Source organism: Microcoleus sp. Pol10D4, assembly GCF_036701555.1.
GTDB lineage: Bacteria > Cyanobacteriota > Cyanobacteriia > Cyanobacteriales > Microcoleaceae > Microcoleus.
This window is the reverse complement of record NZ_JAUBRA010000101.1, coordinates 1-16,358: the sequence shown is the minus strand read 5'-3', so window position 1 is coordinate 16,358 and position 16,358 is coordinate 1. Positions and strand designations below refer to the sequence as shown.

12 protein-coding genes and 1 pseudogene are annotated in these 16,358 nt (G+C 46.8%); 3 read left to right on the top strand and 10 right to left on the bottom strand.

Going from position 1 to position 16,358, the window contains the following annotated elements:
- From QUA36_RS29140 to glyA, 9 genes are all read right to left on the bottom strand, one after another.
- A partial coding sequence (locus QUA36_RS29140; RefSeq protein WP_333459917.1) for a reverse transcriptase N-terminal domain-containing protein occupies window positions 1–377 on the bottom strand: 377 nt, incomplete at its 3' end.
- Between the two features lie 272 nt (window positions 378–649).
- Window positions 650–805 carry a hypothetical protein gene (locus tag QUA36_RS29135; RefSeq protein WP_333452246.1) on the bottom strand — a complete coding sequence of 52 codons (156 nt, stop codon included), beginning with the start codon at window positions 803–805 and terminating at the stop codon, window positions 650–652.
- A 112-nt stretch (window positions 806–917) separates the two neighbouring features.
- On the bottom strand, window positions 918–1,778 hold the full coding sequence (locus tag QUA36_RS29130; RefSeq protein WP_333459916.1) for an RNA-guided endonuclease TnpB family protein: 861 nt from the start codon (window positions 1,776–1,778) through the stop codon (window positions 918–920).
- Between the two features lie 239 nt (window positions 1,779–2,017).
- Window positions 2,018–3,166, bottom strand: a complete 1,149-nt coding sequence (locus QUA36_RS29125; RefSeq protein WP_333452243.1) for an ADP-ribosylglycohydrolase family protein — start codon at window positions 3,164–3,166, stop codon at window positions 2,018–2,020.
- Window positions 3,167–3,340: 174 nt separating this feature from the next.
- A complete protein-coding gene (gene aroQ, locus QUA36_RS29120; protein ID WP_333167396.1) occupies window positions 3,341–3,781 on the bottom strand; it encodes a type II 3-dehydroquinate dehydratase in 441 nt (146 codons plus the stop codon).
- A gap of 112 nt (window positions 3,782–3,893) precedes the next feature.
- A complete protein-coding gene (locus tag QUA36_RS29115) occupies window positions 3,894–4,031 on the bottom strand; it encodes a hypothetical protein (protein ID WP_333167394.1) in 138 nt (45 codons plus the stop codon).
- Window positions 4,032–4,331: 300 nt separating this feature from the next.
- Entirely contained in the window at window positions 4,332–5,588 is a 1,257-nt protein-coding gene (locus QUA36_RS29110) for a competence/damage-inducible protein A (protein ID WP_333452241.1), read from the bottom strand.
- A gap of 90 nt (window positions 5,589–5,678) precedes the next feature.
- Entirely contained in the window at window positions 5,679–6,734 is a 1,056-nt protein-coding gene (locus QUA36_RS29105) for an MraY family glycosyltransferase (protein WP_190663118.1), read from the bottom strand.
- Between the two features lie 454 nt (window positions 6,735–7,188).
- Window positions 7,189–8,472, bottom strand: coding sequence for a serine hydroxymethyltransferase (gene glyA / locus QUA36_RS29100; protein WP_333459915.1), 1,284 nt, complete (start codon window positions 8,470–8,472; stop codon window positions 7,189–7,191).
- A gap of 168 nt (window positions 8,473–8,640) precedes the next feature.
- Here glyA and QUA36_RS29095 point away from each other — a divergent pair, with 168 nt between their 5' ends.
- On the top strand, window positions 8,641–8,838 hold the full coding sequence (locus QUA36_RS29095) for a hypothetical protein (RefSeq protein ID WP_190739976.1): 198 nt from the start codon (window positions 8,641–8,643) through the stop codon (window positions 8,836–8,838).
- Between the two features lie 202 nt (window positions 8,839–9,040).
- A complete protein-coding gene (locus QUA36_RS29090; protein WP_333459914.1) occupies window positions 9,041–9,514 on the top strand; it encodes a Tic20 family protein in 474 nt (157 codons plus the stop codon).
- A 52-nt stretch (window positions 9,515–9,566) separates the two neighbouring features.
- Here the strand turns inward: QUA36_RS29090 and QUA36_RS29085 are convergent, their stop codons facing one another.
- Window positions 9,567–10,346 (bottom strand): fumarylacetoacetate hydrolase family protein, encoded by a 780-nt coding sequence (locus QUA36_RS29085; protein ID WP_333459913.1) that lies wholly within the window; start codon window positions 10,344–10,346, stop codon window positions 9,567–9,569.
- Window positions 10,347–11,498: 1,152 nt separating this feature from the next.
- Here QUA36_RS29085 and QUA36_RS29080 point away from each other — a divergent pair.
- Window positions 11,499–16,358 (top strand): annotated as a pseudogene (locus QUA36_RS29080) (hypothetical protein); the annotation flags it as partial.

The following is a 16,358-nucleotide window of genomic DNA, read 5'->3' as shown; positions in this document are numbered from 1 at the left end:
ATAGTTGGGATTTTTAGCATTCTGGTTGTCCCGTCCTTTTTTGGGATTGGGATTTCCCGTAGTCCTTGATGATGCCAGTTACCTGCCGATTCTTTAAGTATTGTTTCTAGGTCGAAACGTCCTGTAAAGTCCAGGGATTTTACACCATCAATACCTGCTGTTTTCTTGCCAGCGTTTAGCTGTGTTACTTGTCGAATTGCTAAAAATCTAGCCGCTTTGGATTTCAGAATAAGTCTTTGCAGTGACCGTGCTTTCCGCTTGTTTCCTGCTTGAACCGCTTTGAACACTCTCTTTTGTAGGCGAAATAAATCTTTGCGGAATTTCTTCCACGGTAGATTCTTCCAAGATTCACTGGTATTGCTACTGTGCCTAATCATGCTCTGCTCTATTAAGTGTTTTCTGAATACCTTGCGAGAATTACTTCGCATCCTACCCGACTTGAGAGGGTTCCGTATCTCATCTTACCTACATGGAAATCGACGTATCCATGACTCTTAAGTCGTTTTTCTTCGTTCCCTCAGATGATTGATTGTTCCGTTAGGTGTAGCCATTTTAACTATCAGAAACCCAGGATTCTAAACGCTATTCAGGGAAGATGCGTCGGGTTTTTAGCTCTGATGAGGTCAGGGTTTTTTAAGTTATGCCCTGCCTATGTGTAAGTTACTTTTCTAGGCTCGGTTTCACCGTAGGAACTCCCTGTTAGCACCAGTGTCAGCCCATAACGGCCGTCTGATTGTGCCCTGCTCCCAGCTTCACTCTCCAAGAATTGAGCTTGGTCGGTGTGGGCAGATAAGGAGTCACGCATGAATCTTGCGGGAAGGACTTGCACCTTCATCAATCTGAGAGTTCAGTGCTCAACCTAGGGGTCAAGTTTCACTGGATTAGTTATTTACGGATTGATTACCGAGATTCACTAATCAACGAATCGCACTCCCGGACACATTGAGGTCTTTGATCACTACTGTGCCGTGGTTTTTGGCAAGCAATGTCGTTAACTGGTGCAACGTATTTTTGCGAATGTTAGCTATTTTTATGTGCAATCTCGCTATCTTAAGCTGTGCCTTTTTCCAATTGCGTGAGCCCATAGTTTTATGGCGAGTGAGCCACTGCATTCTTGACAACTTGGTTGCGTACTTTTTGTAGGATTTTGCTCCGACCATCACTTCACCTGTTGAAAGAGTAGCTAATGCTTTAATGCCGAGGTCAACTCCCACAATACTTGTTTGACATGACTCTTGCTGTTCTACGTCAAATCTGAAACTGATAAACCACCTGTCTGCTTGACGGGATATTGTACAAGACTTGGTTAATACTTGTGGCAACCTTTCGTAAGTCTTGAGAATGCCAATTACAGGAACTTGGATTTTGTTGTTACCCAAAATTTTGACTGTTCCTTCTAACGTGAAAGAGTCGCGCCGCCCTTTTTTCTTAAATCTCGGTACTCCCGCAGTCTTGTTAAAGCACCGCTTCCAAGCTTGGCGCAAAGTCATTAATGCCTGTTGCGGTGTAGATTTACTGCACTCGTAATACCACGGATTTTCTGATTTCACCAGGGTTACTAACAGTTTGTGCAGGTCAATAGCGGTGGGAAAGTTAAGTTTTTCATCGGGATGGGATTTGTTATACTCAAGAATGTTTTTGGTTAGCCACAATCCCCAATTCCAAGCATGGCGTGCTACTCCACAGTGCTGGGCGAGCATAGTGCGCTGCCTGTTATTCAGTTTCAATTCTGTTTTGAAGCCTAACAGCATTGTTACCTCTTGCTCGCTTTGAGTCACACTATATACTGATTCAATCCCTACTCATTTATTATGAAATGAGTAGATGTGAATAGGATTTTGGTTACAGCTTCTCACCCCATATTCTCGTTGAAACCCGGTTTTTTGGGGCAGGCGCGTCCAATTTAATTTTTCACTTTTTAATCTTTAATTGTCGCTCTCCTTCCACTTTGGCTTTTGACTTGTTAATTGCTAATTGCTAATTTCTGGTTTCCCCTTACCGTTAAAAGCTCCCACCTTTATATTTTACGAGGTCTAATGACATAAGGTGCAGCCACCGATCGGGCTAGCGCTGCGGAATCCAGTCCGGCATCGGGCCTGTAAACTCCTGCCCAAACAGCAAACAGGTTATTTGCTAACTCTACAATTTTTGCATCGCTGCCAGTTCCCCAGAGCGAAGGTTCTCGGCCGTCGGCTAGCTGCTGCGAATTAACCTCAACCGAAGATACCTGTCGCCATTCTACAGGAATCCCACCAACACCGTTATAAGCTCCAGACAAAGCTCCCGTCAAAGCGCAGGTTATTTGTCCGGCTATACCACAGCGGGCAGCACGCACCACTGACAAGCGCAAGTCTTCTGGGGTGTTCAAAAAGCAGTAGAAAGCTAAGGCAATGGGAATGAAATTTCCTGGGTTGACAATTGACTCGGTTTGTAATTTTTTCTCACCTTCGCCCTGTCTTTCTCGCAAAGCTGTGGCGCTTTTGCACAGATGAGTGGCGGCTGTTTCTAAATCGGCTCCCTTTTCTAGTAGTATTTGCACTTGCAGCAGCAGCTCTGTTAAGGCATTATCTGTTTTCAGGTAGGCAAGTGTTTGCTCGATCGCTGTCGCTGGGTCAAGTTTTTCTTTAAGAGATCGGGCGATCGTATATGCTACTGCTAAAATTGCTGTTTCCCATTCTGGCTGGTTTTCGTTGTCCCAAACCTCTATCGCCAGCATGATTTTTTCTCGCAGCTTGGCTTTATTTTCGTGAAAAAACATCGCCGATGGCAGCGCAGCAACTGCAGCTTCACCAGGGTTAAGCAGGGTTTGAAACTCACTGTTGCGGGGATGGTAGATTTCCGACTTGGCAAATGCTTCCCAAGTATCGCGCCAATCTTTTAAATCTAAACCCCTACACCGAATTAAACTTTGAGCACACGCTACCGCAAGTCTCCCGCATTCGGATGAGTCTTTGCCACTTGGGATTTTACTGTTGACAGAATTCAACGCCAATGTTGCCCCTCTTAGGGTCAATTGTTGGTGTTTCGTCAGTTGTAAAATCGGCTGCAACTCTTCTGTTTCGGGGGGAATACCCACGAGTTGCCTCTGGTATTGCAGGCCTATAGAGTCTCCTAAAACTGCCCCCAAGATGGTTCCTTGAAACTTGCTCAACAGGGAATGCCGCATTTGAATTTAACTCAAGTTGTTAGTAATTGGTAATTGGTAATTGGTAATTTAGAATTCTTCTTGGTTTGCTTCTTTACCTAGCTCTTTTGATTAATTTGAATTCCGCCCAAACATATAAGGGCTGGTTTTCCATCTAAAACCTGCCCTCATCCGATCGCTACCATCGGTAAATTTTTAATTTTTAATCAGGTAACTAACTAGAGCTTGCAGCCCCAGCCGATAACTTTCTGAGCCAAAACCGCTGATTTGCCCGATCGCCACCGCTGCTATAAACGAGTGATGCCGAAAAGCTTCCCGTCGGTAAATATTGCTCAGATGAACTTCTACCGCAGGGATATTCACCGCGGCGATCGCGTCTCTAATTGCCACACTCGTATGAGTATAAGCTCCAGCATTAATCAATAAGCCTTGGTGCTGCCCTAACATCGAGTGAATTGCATCCACCAACACCCCTTCATGATTCGACTGCTGAATAGAGACTTGCACCTGGAGGGCTTGCGCTTCTTGTTCTAGCAACTTGTTGATATCATTTAAAGTCGCAGAACCATAAACTCCAGGTTCTCGCTGACCCAATAGGTTCAGATTAGGGCCGTGAAGTACCAGGATATTTAACAATTTTTAAAATTCCAGCGCAACAAAAATTATGAGAATTTTGACTTGGAATTTAGAACCAGTCTTCAACCTCAAAGCTCAAAGCTCAAAGCTCAAACTTCCAATCCAGTCCCGACTATCGGCGATTTCTCGGTTGGTTGACAGGAATACGAATCGGTTCGAGTTCCGGTTGAGCTTCAGGATTCAGCAATCCTTCTATCAGCTTGCGAACCCATTCTTTAATTTGTTCCAGCACCTTTTCAATGTTTTCCATTGAACGGATAGCTCCTTTTTTTATAGTCTAGATTGCTAAACCGACGGCTAAATATCTGAAAATAAGCAAGCACGACTTTGAAACCAAAGGTCAAACTTGCTTTCTCGCTTGCTAGTTGTTTTGAGCAAAGGAGAGAGTCAGTATATTGGCCAATCAGTCCTATCTTATTATCATAACGAATCTTTACAGATAATCAAGAGGTAAAAGGAAAATTGCCGAATTATATCGGAGTATAGAGTGTTAAATAAAGCTTAAGCTTACGCCTGACTATTGACAATTGACAAATCGTAGGATTTTTTTCTACGCTTTTGCCAACAATAATTTACGCCGGAGTCGATCGAGCGCCGTACAGCTACTCAGATTCCGAATCCAATCGCGGCCTCTGGCATCCCCAAATCGGTATTCAAAACTTTCTACGTCGCCATCGGGGCCCGCTAAACCGACATAAACCAGTCCGACAGGTTTAGCGTCTGTGCCACCTCCGGGCCCGGCGATGCCTGTAATGCTCAATCCCCAATTTGTATTGAGGCTGGAGCGAACTCCCGCAGCCATTTGTTTTGCCACTTGGTGGCTGACAGCCCCAAACTCGGCTAAATCTTGCGGATTAACACCTAATAATCCTTCCTTAACCCGATTGTCGTAAGAAATAATCCCGCCTAAAAAGTAGCTCGAACTGCCGGGAACACCAGTCAGCATCGCCCCCAATCCACCTCCGGTGCAGGATTCAGCCACGCTAAGAGTGTGCCCGGCATCGAGCAACAATTGGCCCACAGTCGAAGCGAGGGTATCGCTATCAGCACCGTAACAGTCTAAGCCGGCAATTTGCCGCAATTGTTGTTCGATCGGCTCAATCAAGTTTTTCGCGGCCACTTCCTCGTTTGCGCGGGCCGAAATTCGCAGTTTGACTTCGCCGTGATTGGCATAGGGAGCCACAGTAGGATTAGTTAAATTCAGAAAACTATCTACCTTTTCTGCCAATGCCGACTCAGCAATGCCCCAAAATTTCAATGTGCGGCTGTAAATAGTTTCGCTGCACCAGCCGCCATTTTTCAGGTAAGGAACGGCGGTTTCTTGCCACATCAAGTGCATTTCCGCCGGTACGCCGGGAAATGTCATTACAGTCACGTTGGGAATCGGCTGCCAAATAATGCCCGGTGCAGAACCGCTGCGGTTCGGCAGAATATCCGCACTTTCTGGAATTAAAGCTTGTTTGCGGTTGCTGGGACTCATTGTGCGTCCCCGCTGAGCATATTTGTATTCGATATCTGCAATAATTTCCGGCTTTTCGATGAGGGGAACCCCAAAAAAATCGGCTATCGTTTCGACTGTCAGATCGTCTGGTGTGGGGCCCAGGCCTCCGGTGAAGAGCAAAAGTTGCGATCGACTGACGGCGATTTCTAACACTTGTTTGATACGTTCTGGATTGTCCCCCACCACTGTTTGATAGTAATGAGGGATTCCCAGACTCGCTAATTCTTTGGCTAAAAACTGGGCATTGCTATTAAGAATATCGCCTAACAGCAATTCAGTGCCAACACAAATAATTTCAGCAACCATTCAATTTTAGATTTTAGATTTTGGATTTTAGATTGGAGAATTAATTGGGGAACGATAACAGTCAACAGTCAACAGTCAACAGTCAACTAACTATCGAGCGTGTCTCCAAACTTTCCAGCTAGCATATCCCAGCAAACTTGTTGCACCCATAGCGTAAATTACGCCGCTGGGAAGCGAAAAAGCTAGGGCTAAACTTCCCACCCACAGTGTCAGTGAGTAAATAAATAAAACCGCAAATCGATGGGATAGTCCGGCTTCTAGAAGTCGGTGGTGGAGATGGCGCTTGTCAGCAATAAACGGTGACTTGCCGTTGCGAAGTCGATCGAGAATCACCGCCGACATATCTAAAATCGGTACAGCTAAAATTAAATAGGGCAGCAACACAGAAGTAACAGCCGTAGTTTTAACTAACCCAATTACTCCCACTCCAGCAAGAGTAAACCCGATAAAATAAGCCCCGCCATCCCCCATAAAGATTTGAGCCGGATTGAAGTTGTAGCGCAGAAATCCCAAGGCCCCGCCAGCTAAAGCCGCTGCAATCAGGGCCGCCGCCGGTTGGTGCATCGCCAGACTGACAATCAGCATTACAACTGCTGCAATCCCTGAAACTCCGGCCGCTAAACCGTCCAAACCGTCAATCCAGTTGATGGCATTCGCCATGCCGACGAGCCAAATCACGGTAATTGGCAAGCTCAGCCAGCCAATATTAGTCAATCCCAGGGAGGGAACTGTGAGAAACTCAATTTGTACGCCTGCCATCCAAACGATGCTGGATACGCCAATTTGCATGAGCAAGCGTTTTAAGGCCGAGAGCGAAAATAGGTCGTCTGCTAAACCGATGAGGAAGAATCCGATGCCGCCGAGGGTGACTCCCCAAATTTCGTATTCGTCTTTGGGATTGAGAACTTGTCCGTTAGCATCAATGAAGCCTCCTGAGAGCCAGACAAATAAGAGGGCAGTGATAGTGCCGAGAAAGATGGACACTCCTCCCAAGCGCACCATAGGGCGCTTGTGGACTTTTCGCTCGCCTGGCCGATCGACTCGCCCGCTTTTGAGACCAATTTTTTTGACTATTGGCGTACTCCAGAGGACGATGATCGCAGAAACCAGAAAAGCGAGTATGTGGTACAGATACTGGTACGGCATCTGAAATCAATTTTAAATAGTGCGGGGCAATTAGGCTGTCAGGCAGAGTCTACTACATTTCAGATGGCTTATAACAAGGAAACATCTTGAAGAGCGACTGGGGGTTTGGGAGTCGGAGATTTGCCGCAATGGCAGTTGCCCTGGGGCGAATTGTCAGGTTTTTCATTTCTAACTCTCGAATTAACGATTTGAAATATCGACTCTTTCGCGAGCAAAAAAGTTGATATTTGGCGATCGGGCCCAGTTGAGCGGTATCTTTCGCAACCGACAAATACCGTTAGTCAAACCAGCCCCGCCCGACAAATATCTTTACTAAAAACCGTATTGGCGATCGATATTTTTGGTGAAAACCGCTTGTCAATATCGCTCCCGGCAACTCTCAATCTTTTCCTGCTCTTTTACCCTTTTACCCGTACACTTCCAACTACCAATTTCTCATTGCCGATCAGGAAAATTAAGCTAATGCCGGCACTTTCAAGTACAAGTGAGGATATAAGGGGAAGCGATCGCACAGTGCTGCTACTCGACGCAGGCAGTCGGCTGCAACGCTTTCATCATCTGGATTTAGCAGGCGATCGGCAATAATATTGCCAATCTCTGTAAATTCTGATGTTCCCATTCCCCTGGTGGTCATCGCCGGCGAACCGAGTCTCAAACCGCTGGTGACAAAGGGCGATGCTGGATCGAAAGGCACGGTATTTTTATTAGCAGTAATATTCACACCGCTGACTAATTGATCCGCTTGCTTCCCTGTCATGTTTACCGATCGCAAATCAACTAGCATTAAGTGATTGTCCGTGCCGCCGGAAACGAGTTTTAAACCCCGCTGCTGCAACTGTGCCGCTAAAGCGCGCGCATTTTCAATTACTTGACCGGAATAAGTTTTAAATTCAGGCTTTAATGCTTCGCCGAAAGCTACTGCTTTGCCCGCAATGACGTGTTCTAAGGGGCCACCTTGAGTGCCGGGGAAAACTGCTTTGTCAAACTTTTTACCTAATTCCGGGTCATTAGTCATAATCAAGCCACCACGGGGGCCGCGCAGGGTTTTGTGAGTGGTGGTGGTGACTGCGTGACAGTGAGGGAGGGGGTTGGGGTGGTGCCCTGTGGCGACTAACCCGGCGATGTGGGCGATGTCGGCGAGCAGGTAGGCTCCCATTTCGTCGGCGATCGCTCTAAACTTCTCAAAGTCTATAATTCGCGAATATGCTGAATAACCACAAATTAGCAATTTCGGTCGGTTTTCTTTTGCCCGTGCCAAAATTTCGTCGTAGTCGAGCTGTTCTGTTTCTGGGCTGACGCCGTAGTGAAAAGCTTTGAACCATTTGCCGGATACGTTGACCGGCGAACCGTGGGTCAAGTGTCCGCCGTGGGACAAATCCATGCCCATTATTCCGTCTCCGGGTTCCAGCAAGCTCAAAAATACTGCAAAGTTGGCTTGAGCGCCGGAGTGGGGCTGGACGTTGGCGTGAGCTGCTCCAAATAGCTGTTTGGCGCGATCGATCGCAATTTGCTCGATGCCGTCAATAAATTCGCAGCCGCCGTAGTACCGTTTCGCTGGCAGTCCTTCGGCGTATTTATTGGTCAGCACTGAGCCTTGAGCTGCCATTACCGCTGCGGAGGTAAAGTTTTCGCTGGCGATGAGTTCTAGGTGGTCTCGCTGCCGCTGGAGCTCTTGCCCGATTAAATCGGCAATGAGCGGATCGGTTTTGGAAAGGAATTCTAAGTTAGTGTCCGTCACAATAATCAACCTCTTGACAAATTTGGGATTGGGAATTGGGGATCTTATACCGTACTACGGATTTCGCACCATTGACATAAATATTACGTTGTGTTCAGGTTAAGCCGTTTGTCCCCAACTCCTGACATACAATGAAATTACTGGTGTGAAACCTGTCGGAGGTATCAAATGTTAGTCATTTTAATGGAAAATCAGATGCTTGCCCCTCAGTGTGTTTGCCAAAGTTGTTTGCTGGCAGATCGCACAGGCCAACCGCGCTGGAGCGGTGGAGAGCTTCGCTGTGGACATCCAGTTGCTAAACCTACGGAAAATTTGCCCGATCGGTACGAGTGTCAAATGGGCTTCACGATCGCTAATATTAAATAATCATCGGGCATGGGGCATGGGGCATGGGGCATCGGGCATCGGGAATGGTGACTATTGAACCCGACTAGATCTAAGTACCCCTGAATCTACTCGACTCTGAGTGTGGGCAAATTCCGGGCGAGTCGGAACACAAACCCTGCTGCTGCGTTATCCTGAGTTTAATGGAATTAATAGTTAATCGATCGACTCAGGAGACTTCATTATGACTTGGCGCGGATCTACAACTGTTCCAGACCGGATTTTTGCTTCTTTGCCTTATTTGCTCCCGTTGGTTGACGGGCTTGCCTTTGGCAGGTTTCTGTTTACACAGTTTCCTGTCCTGCAACTGTTGTTGATACCGCTAGCTCCATTGATGCAAATTTATAGTTTGCCCTTTGCTAGCTTGGTTATTTTCTTTGCCCTGTATTTAGGAGTAGTTAGAAACGAAAACATCAGTCACTTCATTCGTTTTAATGCGATGCAGGCGATTCTTTTAGACATTGTTTTGATGCTGTGCGGTCTGGTCTTGCCGATTTTTTCTAAAGGCTTACAAGTCGCATTTATTGCGGAAACTCTGTATAACATGGTGTTTTTGGGCGCTTTTGCTGCATTTGTCTATGCAGTCGTTCAGTCGCTTTTGGGACGCTATGCAGAGATTCCTCCGCTTTCGGATGCTGTTTATATGCAGGTTCGTTAGTTAGTTGACTGTTGGCAGTTGGCACTTGACAGTTGTTGGTGATAATTACCAATTACCCATTACTAATAACTACTGTATTTTCAAGACTGCCGATGCCTTCAATTTCGATGCGGACTCGATCGCCTATTTGCAGTGGCCCTACTCCTTGCGGCGTTCCCGTCAGTATCACATCACCGGGAATTAGGGTCATAATTTGACTGATGTAGGAGACGAGAAAGTCTGGGGAAAATACCATGCGATCGATCTGGGATGACTGTATCGGTCGCTCGCTCTCATTGACAAAAGTCTGCAATTGTGCAGCAGGACTCAGTTCGCGGACAATCCAAGGCCCCAAGGGACAAAAAGTATCGAACCCTTTGGCCCTGGCCCACTGGTTGTCCCGCTTTTGCAAATCTCTGGCTGTTACGTCGTTGGCGATCGTATAGCCCCAAATTTTGCTGTGTGCTTGTTCGGGAGTGCAGTTGGTACAATGTTCGCCAATTACCAGGGCTAATTCTCCCTCGTAGTCTACCCTTTCCGACTGCTGCGGATAACGAATCTCTGCACCTGCGGGGATGACAGCACTCGGAGGCTTGAAAAACAGCAGGGGTTCTTCCGGTACTGGGGTTCCCATCTCGGCGGCGTGATCGACATAATTTTTGCCTACGGCTACAATTTTTGAGGGAGAGCACGGGGCGAGAATTTGGTAAGTATCGGGTGAAAGTTCCAAATCGGTTGGTTGTCCTTTTAACCAGGGCGGTGCATCAAATACTTGAACGCTGTGACTGAGTTGCAGTAAACCGTAATGGATGTGTCCTTGTGTTGTTTTAACTCGAACGTAGCGCTGGGCCATAGTATTTTAGATTTTAGGTTTTAGATTCTAGATTAAAAGGATAGCGGAATAGGACTTGCAGTACGATGTTCTCTCAACAATCGTCAGGGTTTCTACGGGCAAATGATGGTAAGGAGCGATCGTGTGCCCTATTTCCCTAAGATCCCACATCTTGCACCATTCTCAAGAACAGGCAAGATGCCTGTTCCACAAAGAGTGAATTTTCTCGCTTCACAGGCATCTTACCTGTTCCTAAACAAGTAATTGAGAATGGCGCAACATCTCAGTAAGATGCGACTTGTACGATATTATGTCATGGTTTCATAACAATTAGGTTTCTACGGGGAATTCAGTGCAAATACTGATTTGAGTAATTACCCTCGATTGGCCTACGCAATATTTACGTGATCACAATCACGTTTGTGTGAAGTAATAGTAAAGAACCTGTTTTTTTGTGAGGAAGTTAGCAGTTATGCTTACAGATTTATACAGGGTTTTCCGAGTACGTAATTAGCACGATCGCACCAATGAGAGAAATTAATTGCGATCGGGCGTTTAGGTGATTTACCTAAACGTAGTTTTAGTGTAATCTTGCTAGCAAATACGAATTAGTATCAGTTCGGCAGAGCAACAGACATAGATCGAAGTTACGAAATTTCTATTTTGGGGGTGCATGAGAATGATTATTAAAGGTTTTAGGGAAGCGCGTGTAGCCAGTCGCAGGCATCGCACTTGGGAATTTTCCAGGGGCGTATTTTGATTGGGCGCGCTTTGTGTAATGTTTTGTAACAAAAGCTGAGTTTTTGCATAAAAGTCGCGGGCAGAGACTGATAGATAAACAGAGGTTACAAAGTTTCAATTTTGGAGGGTGCATGGAGATTGATATTAAAGATTTTAGGGAAGCGCGTGTAGCCAGCCGCAGGCATCGCACTTGGGAAATTTCCAGGGGCGTAATTTGATGTGACGGGCTTTATGCAAAGTTTTGTAACAAATTAGGCAAAGCTGCATAAAAATTAGGGGTTAACCCCGATAGGTTTCATAGAGGGTAATACTGGCGCGATCGCGTTCATTATTTCCTCATAGTATCGCTTGGGAAAAAAGGCGAGTAAGTTTTGCGTGTCTGCATTTACATTGTTCAGGGTTCACTAACATAATTGATTGGAGAAAAAAGCCATGTTGACTTCTAATAACTCACTCAACTCTTTAATCGCAACTTCTCTGCAACAGGTTTACAGCACTTTAAATAATTTTGCCAAGGGTGATGATTTTATTGCCAAAATTCAATCTATTTTTGGTACGAACTTTGACGCGAGTAAGTTAGAAGAAATCCGTCAGCAGTGGATTAACAGTAATTTTACATCTCTGCCACCGATTGAAATTCGCAGTGGTTCAGAACTCCAAGAGGCCAATGCTGTTTATGCCGGTTCAAATAATACTATTTATGTTTCTCAAGACTTTTTGACTAAATATACAGATAATCCTCAAGCGATTACCAGTGTTTTATTGGAAGAAATTGGTCATTCTGTGGATGGGCATATTAATACTGCTGATACTCCTGGGGATGAAGGGGAGTTCTTTTCTAATGTGGTGCAAGGGATTAATTTGAGTGATGGGCAGATTCAGACTTTGAAGCAGGAGAATGATTCTGTTGTTTTGAGTTTACGGGGTAATAAATTATCTGGCACTACTCATGATTTAAACCTAGAAAAATCTCAAGTGGCAACAGTTAATAATGCTTCTTTATTTGTTTTCAACTTGTACTTTAATAGTGATATAACTTTAAATCTTATTATAGCACCTATTATTTCTTGGTTTGAAAGTTATAATTGGTTTCAAGAATGGTTTAACTTACGTAACATAACTGCTGACGAAGCAGTTAAATATTATCAAGACAATAAACTTGGAACAACCGATCCCAAAAATAATGACAACACTGACTTAAATGCTTTGATCCACTCATATACCAGTGGACGTTACACTATGGAATTTGGTAAATCTAATGCAACATTTACTGGGGATGGATTGAATGAGTTATGGACACTGATCAAAAGAGCGAAAAACCATGTTTTTAATCAAGGCGAAGATATTATTACACGAGAGGCAATGCTATCAACTATTATGGATTGGCATAATAATAATATTGGACGTAAATATGGCTTAATGTCTCAAACAAAAGACCCATTATTTAACTACTTGGAAGAAGCTTTAAAAAAGAAAGAATTATGCACTAGCTTGGAAGAAGCATCAACAATATACGAAGCCCCAATTACTGGAACAATTAAATCAGATATTATCGCAGGACTTTTTGCTATTAAAAATACTTTATATGGTAATTTGGGTAATGACACTCTATTAGGATCTAGCTATTCCGATTTACTTTATGGTGAAGAAGATGATGATTATGGTGAAGGTGGTTCTGGTAATGACTTTTTTGAGGGTGGTCCTGGTAATGATATTTACGATGATGATGGAATATTAGGCGATATTTTTTCATCGGGCGATGATTATTTTGATGGGGGTTCAGGAAATGATACTTTTTACGGTGCAAATGGTAATGATACAGCTAAAGGAGGAAGTGATAATGACAGATTGTATGGAGAAAATGATCAAGATATCCTTGAGGGTGAAGGTGGAGATGATTATTTAGAAGGAGGTTCAGGAGATGATCGATATTACGGTGGTGAAGGGAATGATTTAGCTGATGATGATGGACTTGTAACGGATTTTGGTTCGGGAGATGATTACTTTGAAGGTGGTTCAGGACAAGATACTTTTTACGGTGCAAATGGTAATGATAAGGCTTATGGCGGTGAAGATAATGATTTTATCAGGGGAGAAAATGGAAGAGATACTATCTATGGTGGTGGTGGTGATGATAATGTGGGTGGCGGTTTTCATCAAGGCTCAAGCTGGTTCGATGGGACTATTGATGAAAATGGTTCCAATTCAGAAGCAAGTTTTACAATAGTAGGTCTAGGTGTTGATGCAGAAGCAAGTACCACCCGTTTTGCTGCTAATAATACTAATATCAGTCCCACCACTAAAATCTATGCCGAAGCCAACTTCCAAACACAACAAGAAGATGATGGTGACGATCTAATCTATGGGGGTAAAGGCAACGATAGTATCGCAGGAGATGAAGGGAATGATGAAATTTTTGGTGATAACGATAACGATTTAATCTTAGGTGGTACAGGAAACGACACCCTCAGCGGTGGCACAGACCAAGACGAACTCTACGGCGGCGAAAACGAAGACATCCTCAACGGCAACGACGGCCAAGACACCCTCTACGGCGGCAAAGGCCAAGACCAACTCAACGGCGATGCCGGCAACGACTCCCTCTTAGGTCAAGACGGCCAAGACACCCTCAGCGGCGGCATCGACCAAGACACCCTCTATGGCGGCAAAGGAGAAGACTCCCTAAATGGTGACGCAGGCAACGACTTTCTCTATGGCAACCTCGATAACGACATCCTCAACGGCGGAGACAACGCCGATATTCTCTACGGCCAAGAAGGCGACGATCAACTCGCAGGCAACACTGGAAACGATACCCTCTCAGGAGGCGATGGCCAAGATTTACTCAACGGCAACGAAGACGACGACCTCCTCAACGGCAACGACGGCAAAGACAACCTCTATGGGGACACCGGCAACGACTCCCTAAATGGTGATGCAGGCGATGACATCCTGCAAGGTCAACTTGGCAACGACACCCTCAATGGCGGTACAGAACAAGACCAACTACTCGGAGGCGAAGACGACGACTTACTCAACGGCAACGACGGCGAAGACACCCTCTACGGTGAAACCGGCAACGACTCGCTAAATGGTGACTCCGGCAACGACTCACTCTTCGGTCAACTTGGTCAAGACACTCTCAACGGCGGTGCAGACAACGACACCCTTTCCGGCAACGAAGACAACGACCTCCTGCAAGGCGACAGCGGTAACGACCTCCTACACGGCGACACAGGCAACGACTCCCTACGAGGTGGCGAGGGCACAGACAACCTCTACGGCGACGACGGCGAAGACAAACTCTTCGGCAATGCAGGCAATGACAACCTCTACGGCGGCGAAGGTGCAGACCAACTCAACGGCAACGAAGACGACGACCTCCTAGAAGGCGGAAACGGTAACGACCTCCTCAACGGTGACGCAGGTAACGATCGCCTTTTTGGTCAAATTGGCCAAGACTTACTCAACGGCGGCGACGGCGCTGACCAACTCTTCGGCAACGAAGACAACGACATATTGAATGGCAACGCAGGCGACGATTTCCTCAACGGCAACACCGGCGACGACATCCTCAACGGTAACGACGGCGCAGACGAACTCTTAGGTGAACAAGGCCAAGACCTCCTACACGGCAACGCAGGCAACGACTTTCTCAGCGGCGGTGACGACAAAGACCTCCTCTACGGCGACGGCGACAACGACATCATGGCCGGCGATAACGGTAGCGATACCCTCTACGGCGGTACTGGCAACGACCAAATGAGTGGTGGCGAAGACAAAGACACTCTCTACGGCGAAGATGGCAACGACCAACTAGCAGGAGACAACGCTGAAGACCTCCTACACGGCGGCAACGGCAACGACACCCTCAGCGGTGGCAACAGCGCCGACCTCCTCTATGGCGACAACGACAACGACATCATGGCAGGCGATGCCGACGACGACACCCTCTACGGCGGTAGCGGTGACGACGAAATGAGCGGTGGTGATGCGATCGACCTCATTTACGGCGAAACAGGCAAAGACACCCTACACGGCGATGCAGGCGACGACAGCTTATTTGGCGGGGAAGATAACGATCGCCTTTACGGAGACAGCGGCAATGATTTTCTCGTCGGCGGCCCCGGTGCCGACTTCCAAGACGGCGGGACAGGAGACGACACCGTTTCCTACTTTGACTCAAAATCACCCATCTACGTCCACCTGCAACCAGGCCGAGGCGTAGGAGGCGATGCCGAAGGCGACAGAATCGAAAACGTCGAAAATCTGGAAGGTTCCGACTACAACGACACCCTCATCGGTGACAACGGCCCCAACGTCATCAGCGGTTTAGGTGGCAACGACATCCTCGATGGCAAAGTCGGCGAAGACACCCTCTACGGCGGTAGTGGCGACGACGACATCGACGGCCGCGAAGGCAACGACTTCTTACTCGGTGGCGACGGCAAAGACACCCTCTTAGGACGTTCCGGCGACGACAACATGGACGGCGGCGGAGACGACGACATCCTCGAAGGCAGTTCCGGCAACGACACCCTCGACGGCGGTGCAGGTTTCGACCTGATTCAGGGGGGTGCAGGCAATGACACCATATTAGGTAACGAAGATGGTGACACCCTCTACGGAGACAGCGGCGATGATTCCATCCTCGGCGGCAACGGCAACGACGTAATATACGGCGAAGTCGGCAACGATAACCTTTATGGTGGCGGCGGTCAAGATATCTTCATGCTTTCGCCCGGTGAGGGAGTAGATATCATCTGGGATTACGCGATCGGTCAAGATAATCTAGGTGTTGTGAAGGGACTGAGAAATGACGAATTAGAGTTTACCAACGGCACCGGTGAAAATGCCAAAGATACCTTAGTCTGGCGTGGCAAAGGTAAAAATAATGAACTTCTGGCCATCCTCAAAAACTTGCAATTGGGCACGCCAACAGCACCAACACCATCGGTAACACCGACACCATCGGTAACGCCTACACCAGGGGAAACACCCACGCCATCGGTAACGCCTACACCAGGGGAAACACCCACGCCATCAGCACCATCATCGGTAACACCAGCACCATCATCGGTAACACCAGCACCATCGGTAACACCTGCGGTAACACCAGCACCATCGGTAACACCTGCGGTAACACCAGCACCTGCGGTAACACCTGCGGTAACACCAGCACCTGCGGTAACACCTGCGGTAACACCAGCACCTGCGGTAACACCTGCGGTAACACCAGCACCTGCGGTAACACCTGCGGTAACACCAGCACCTGCGGTAACACCTGCGGTA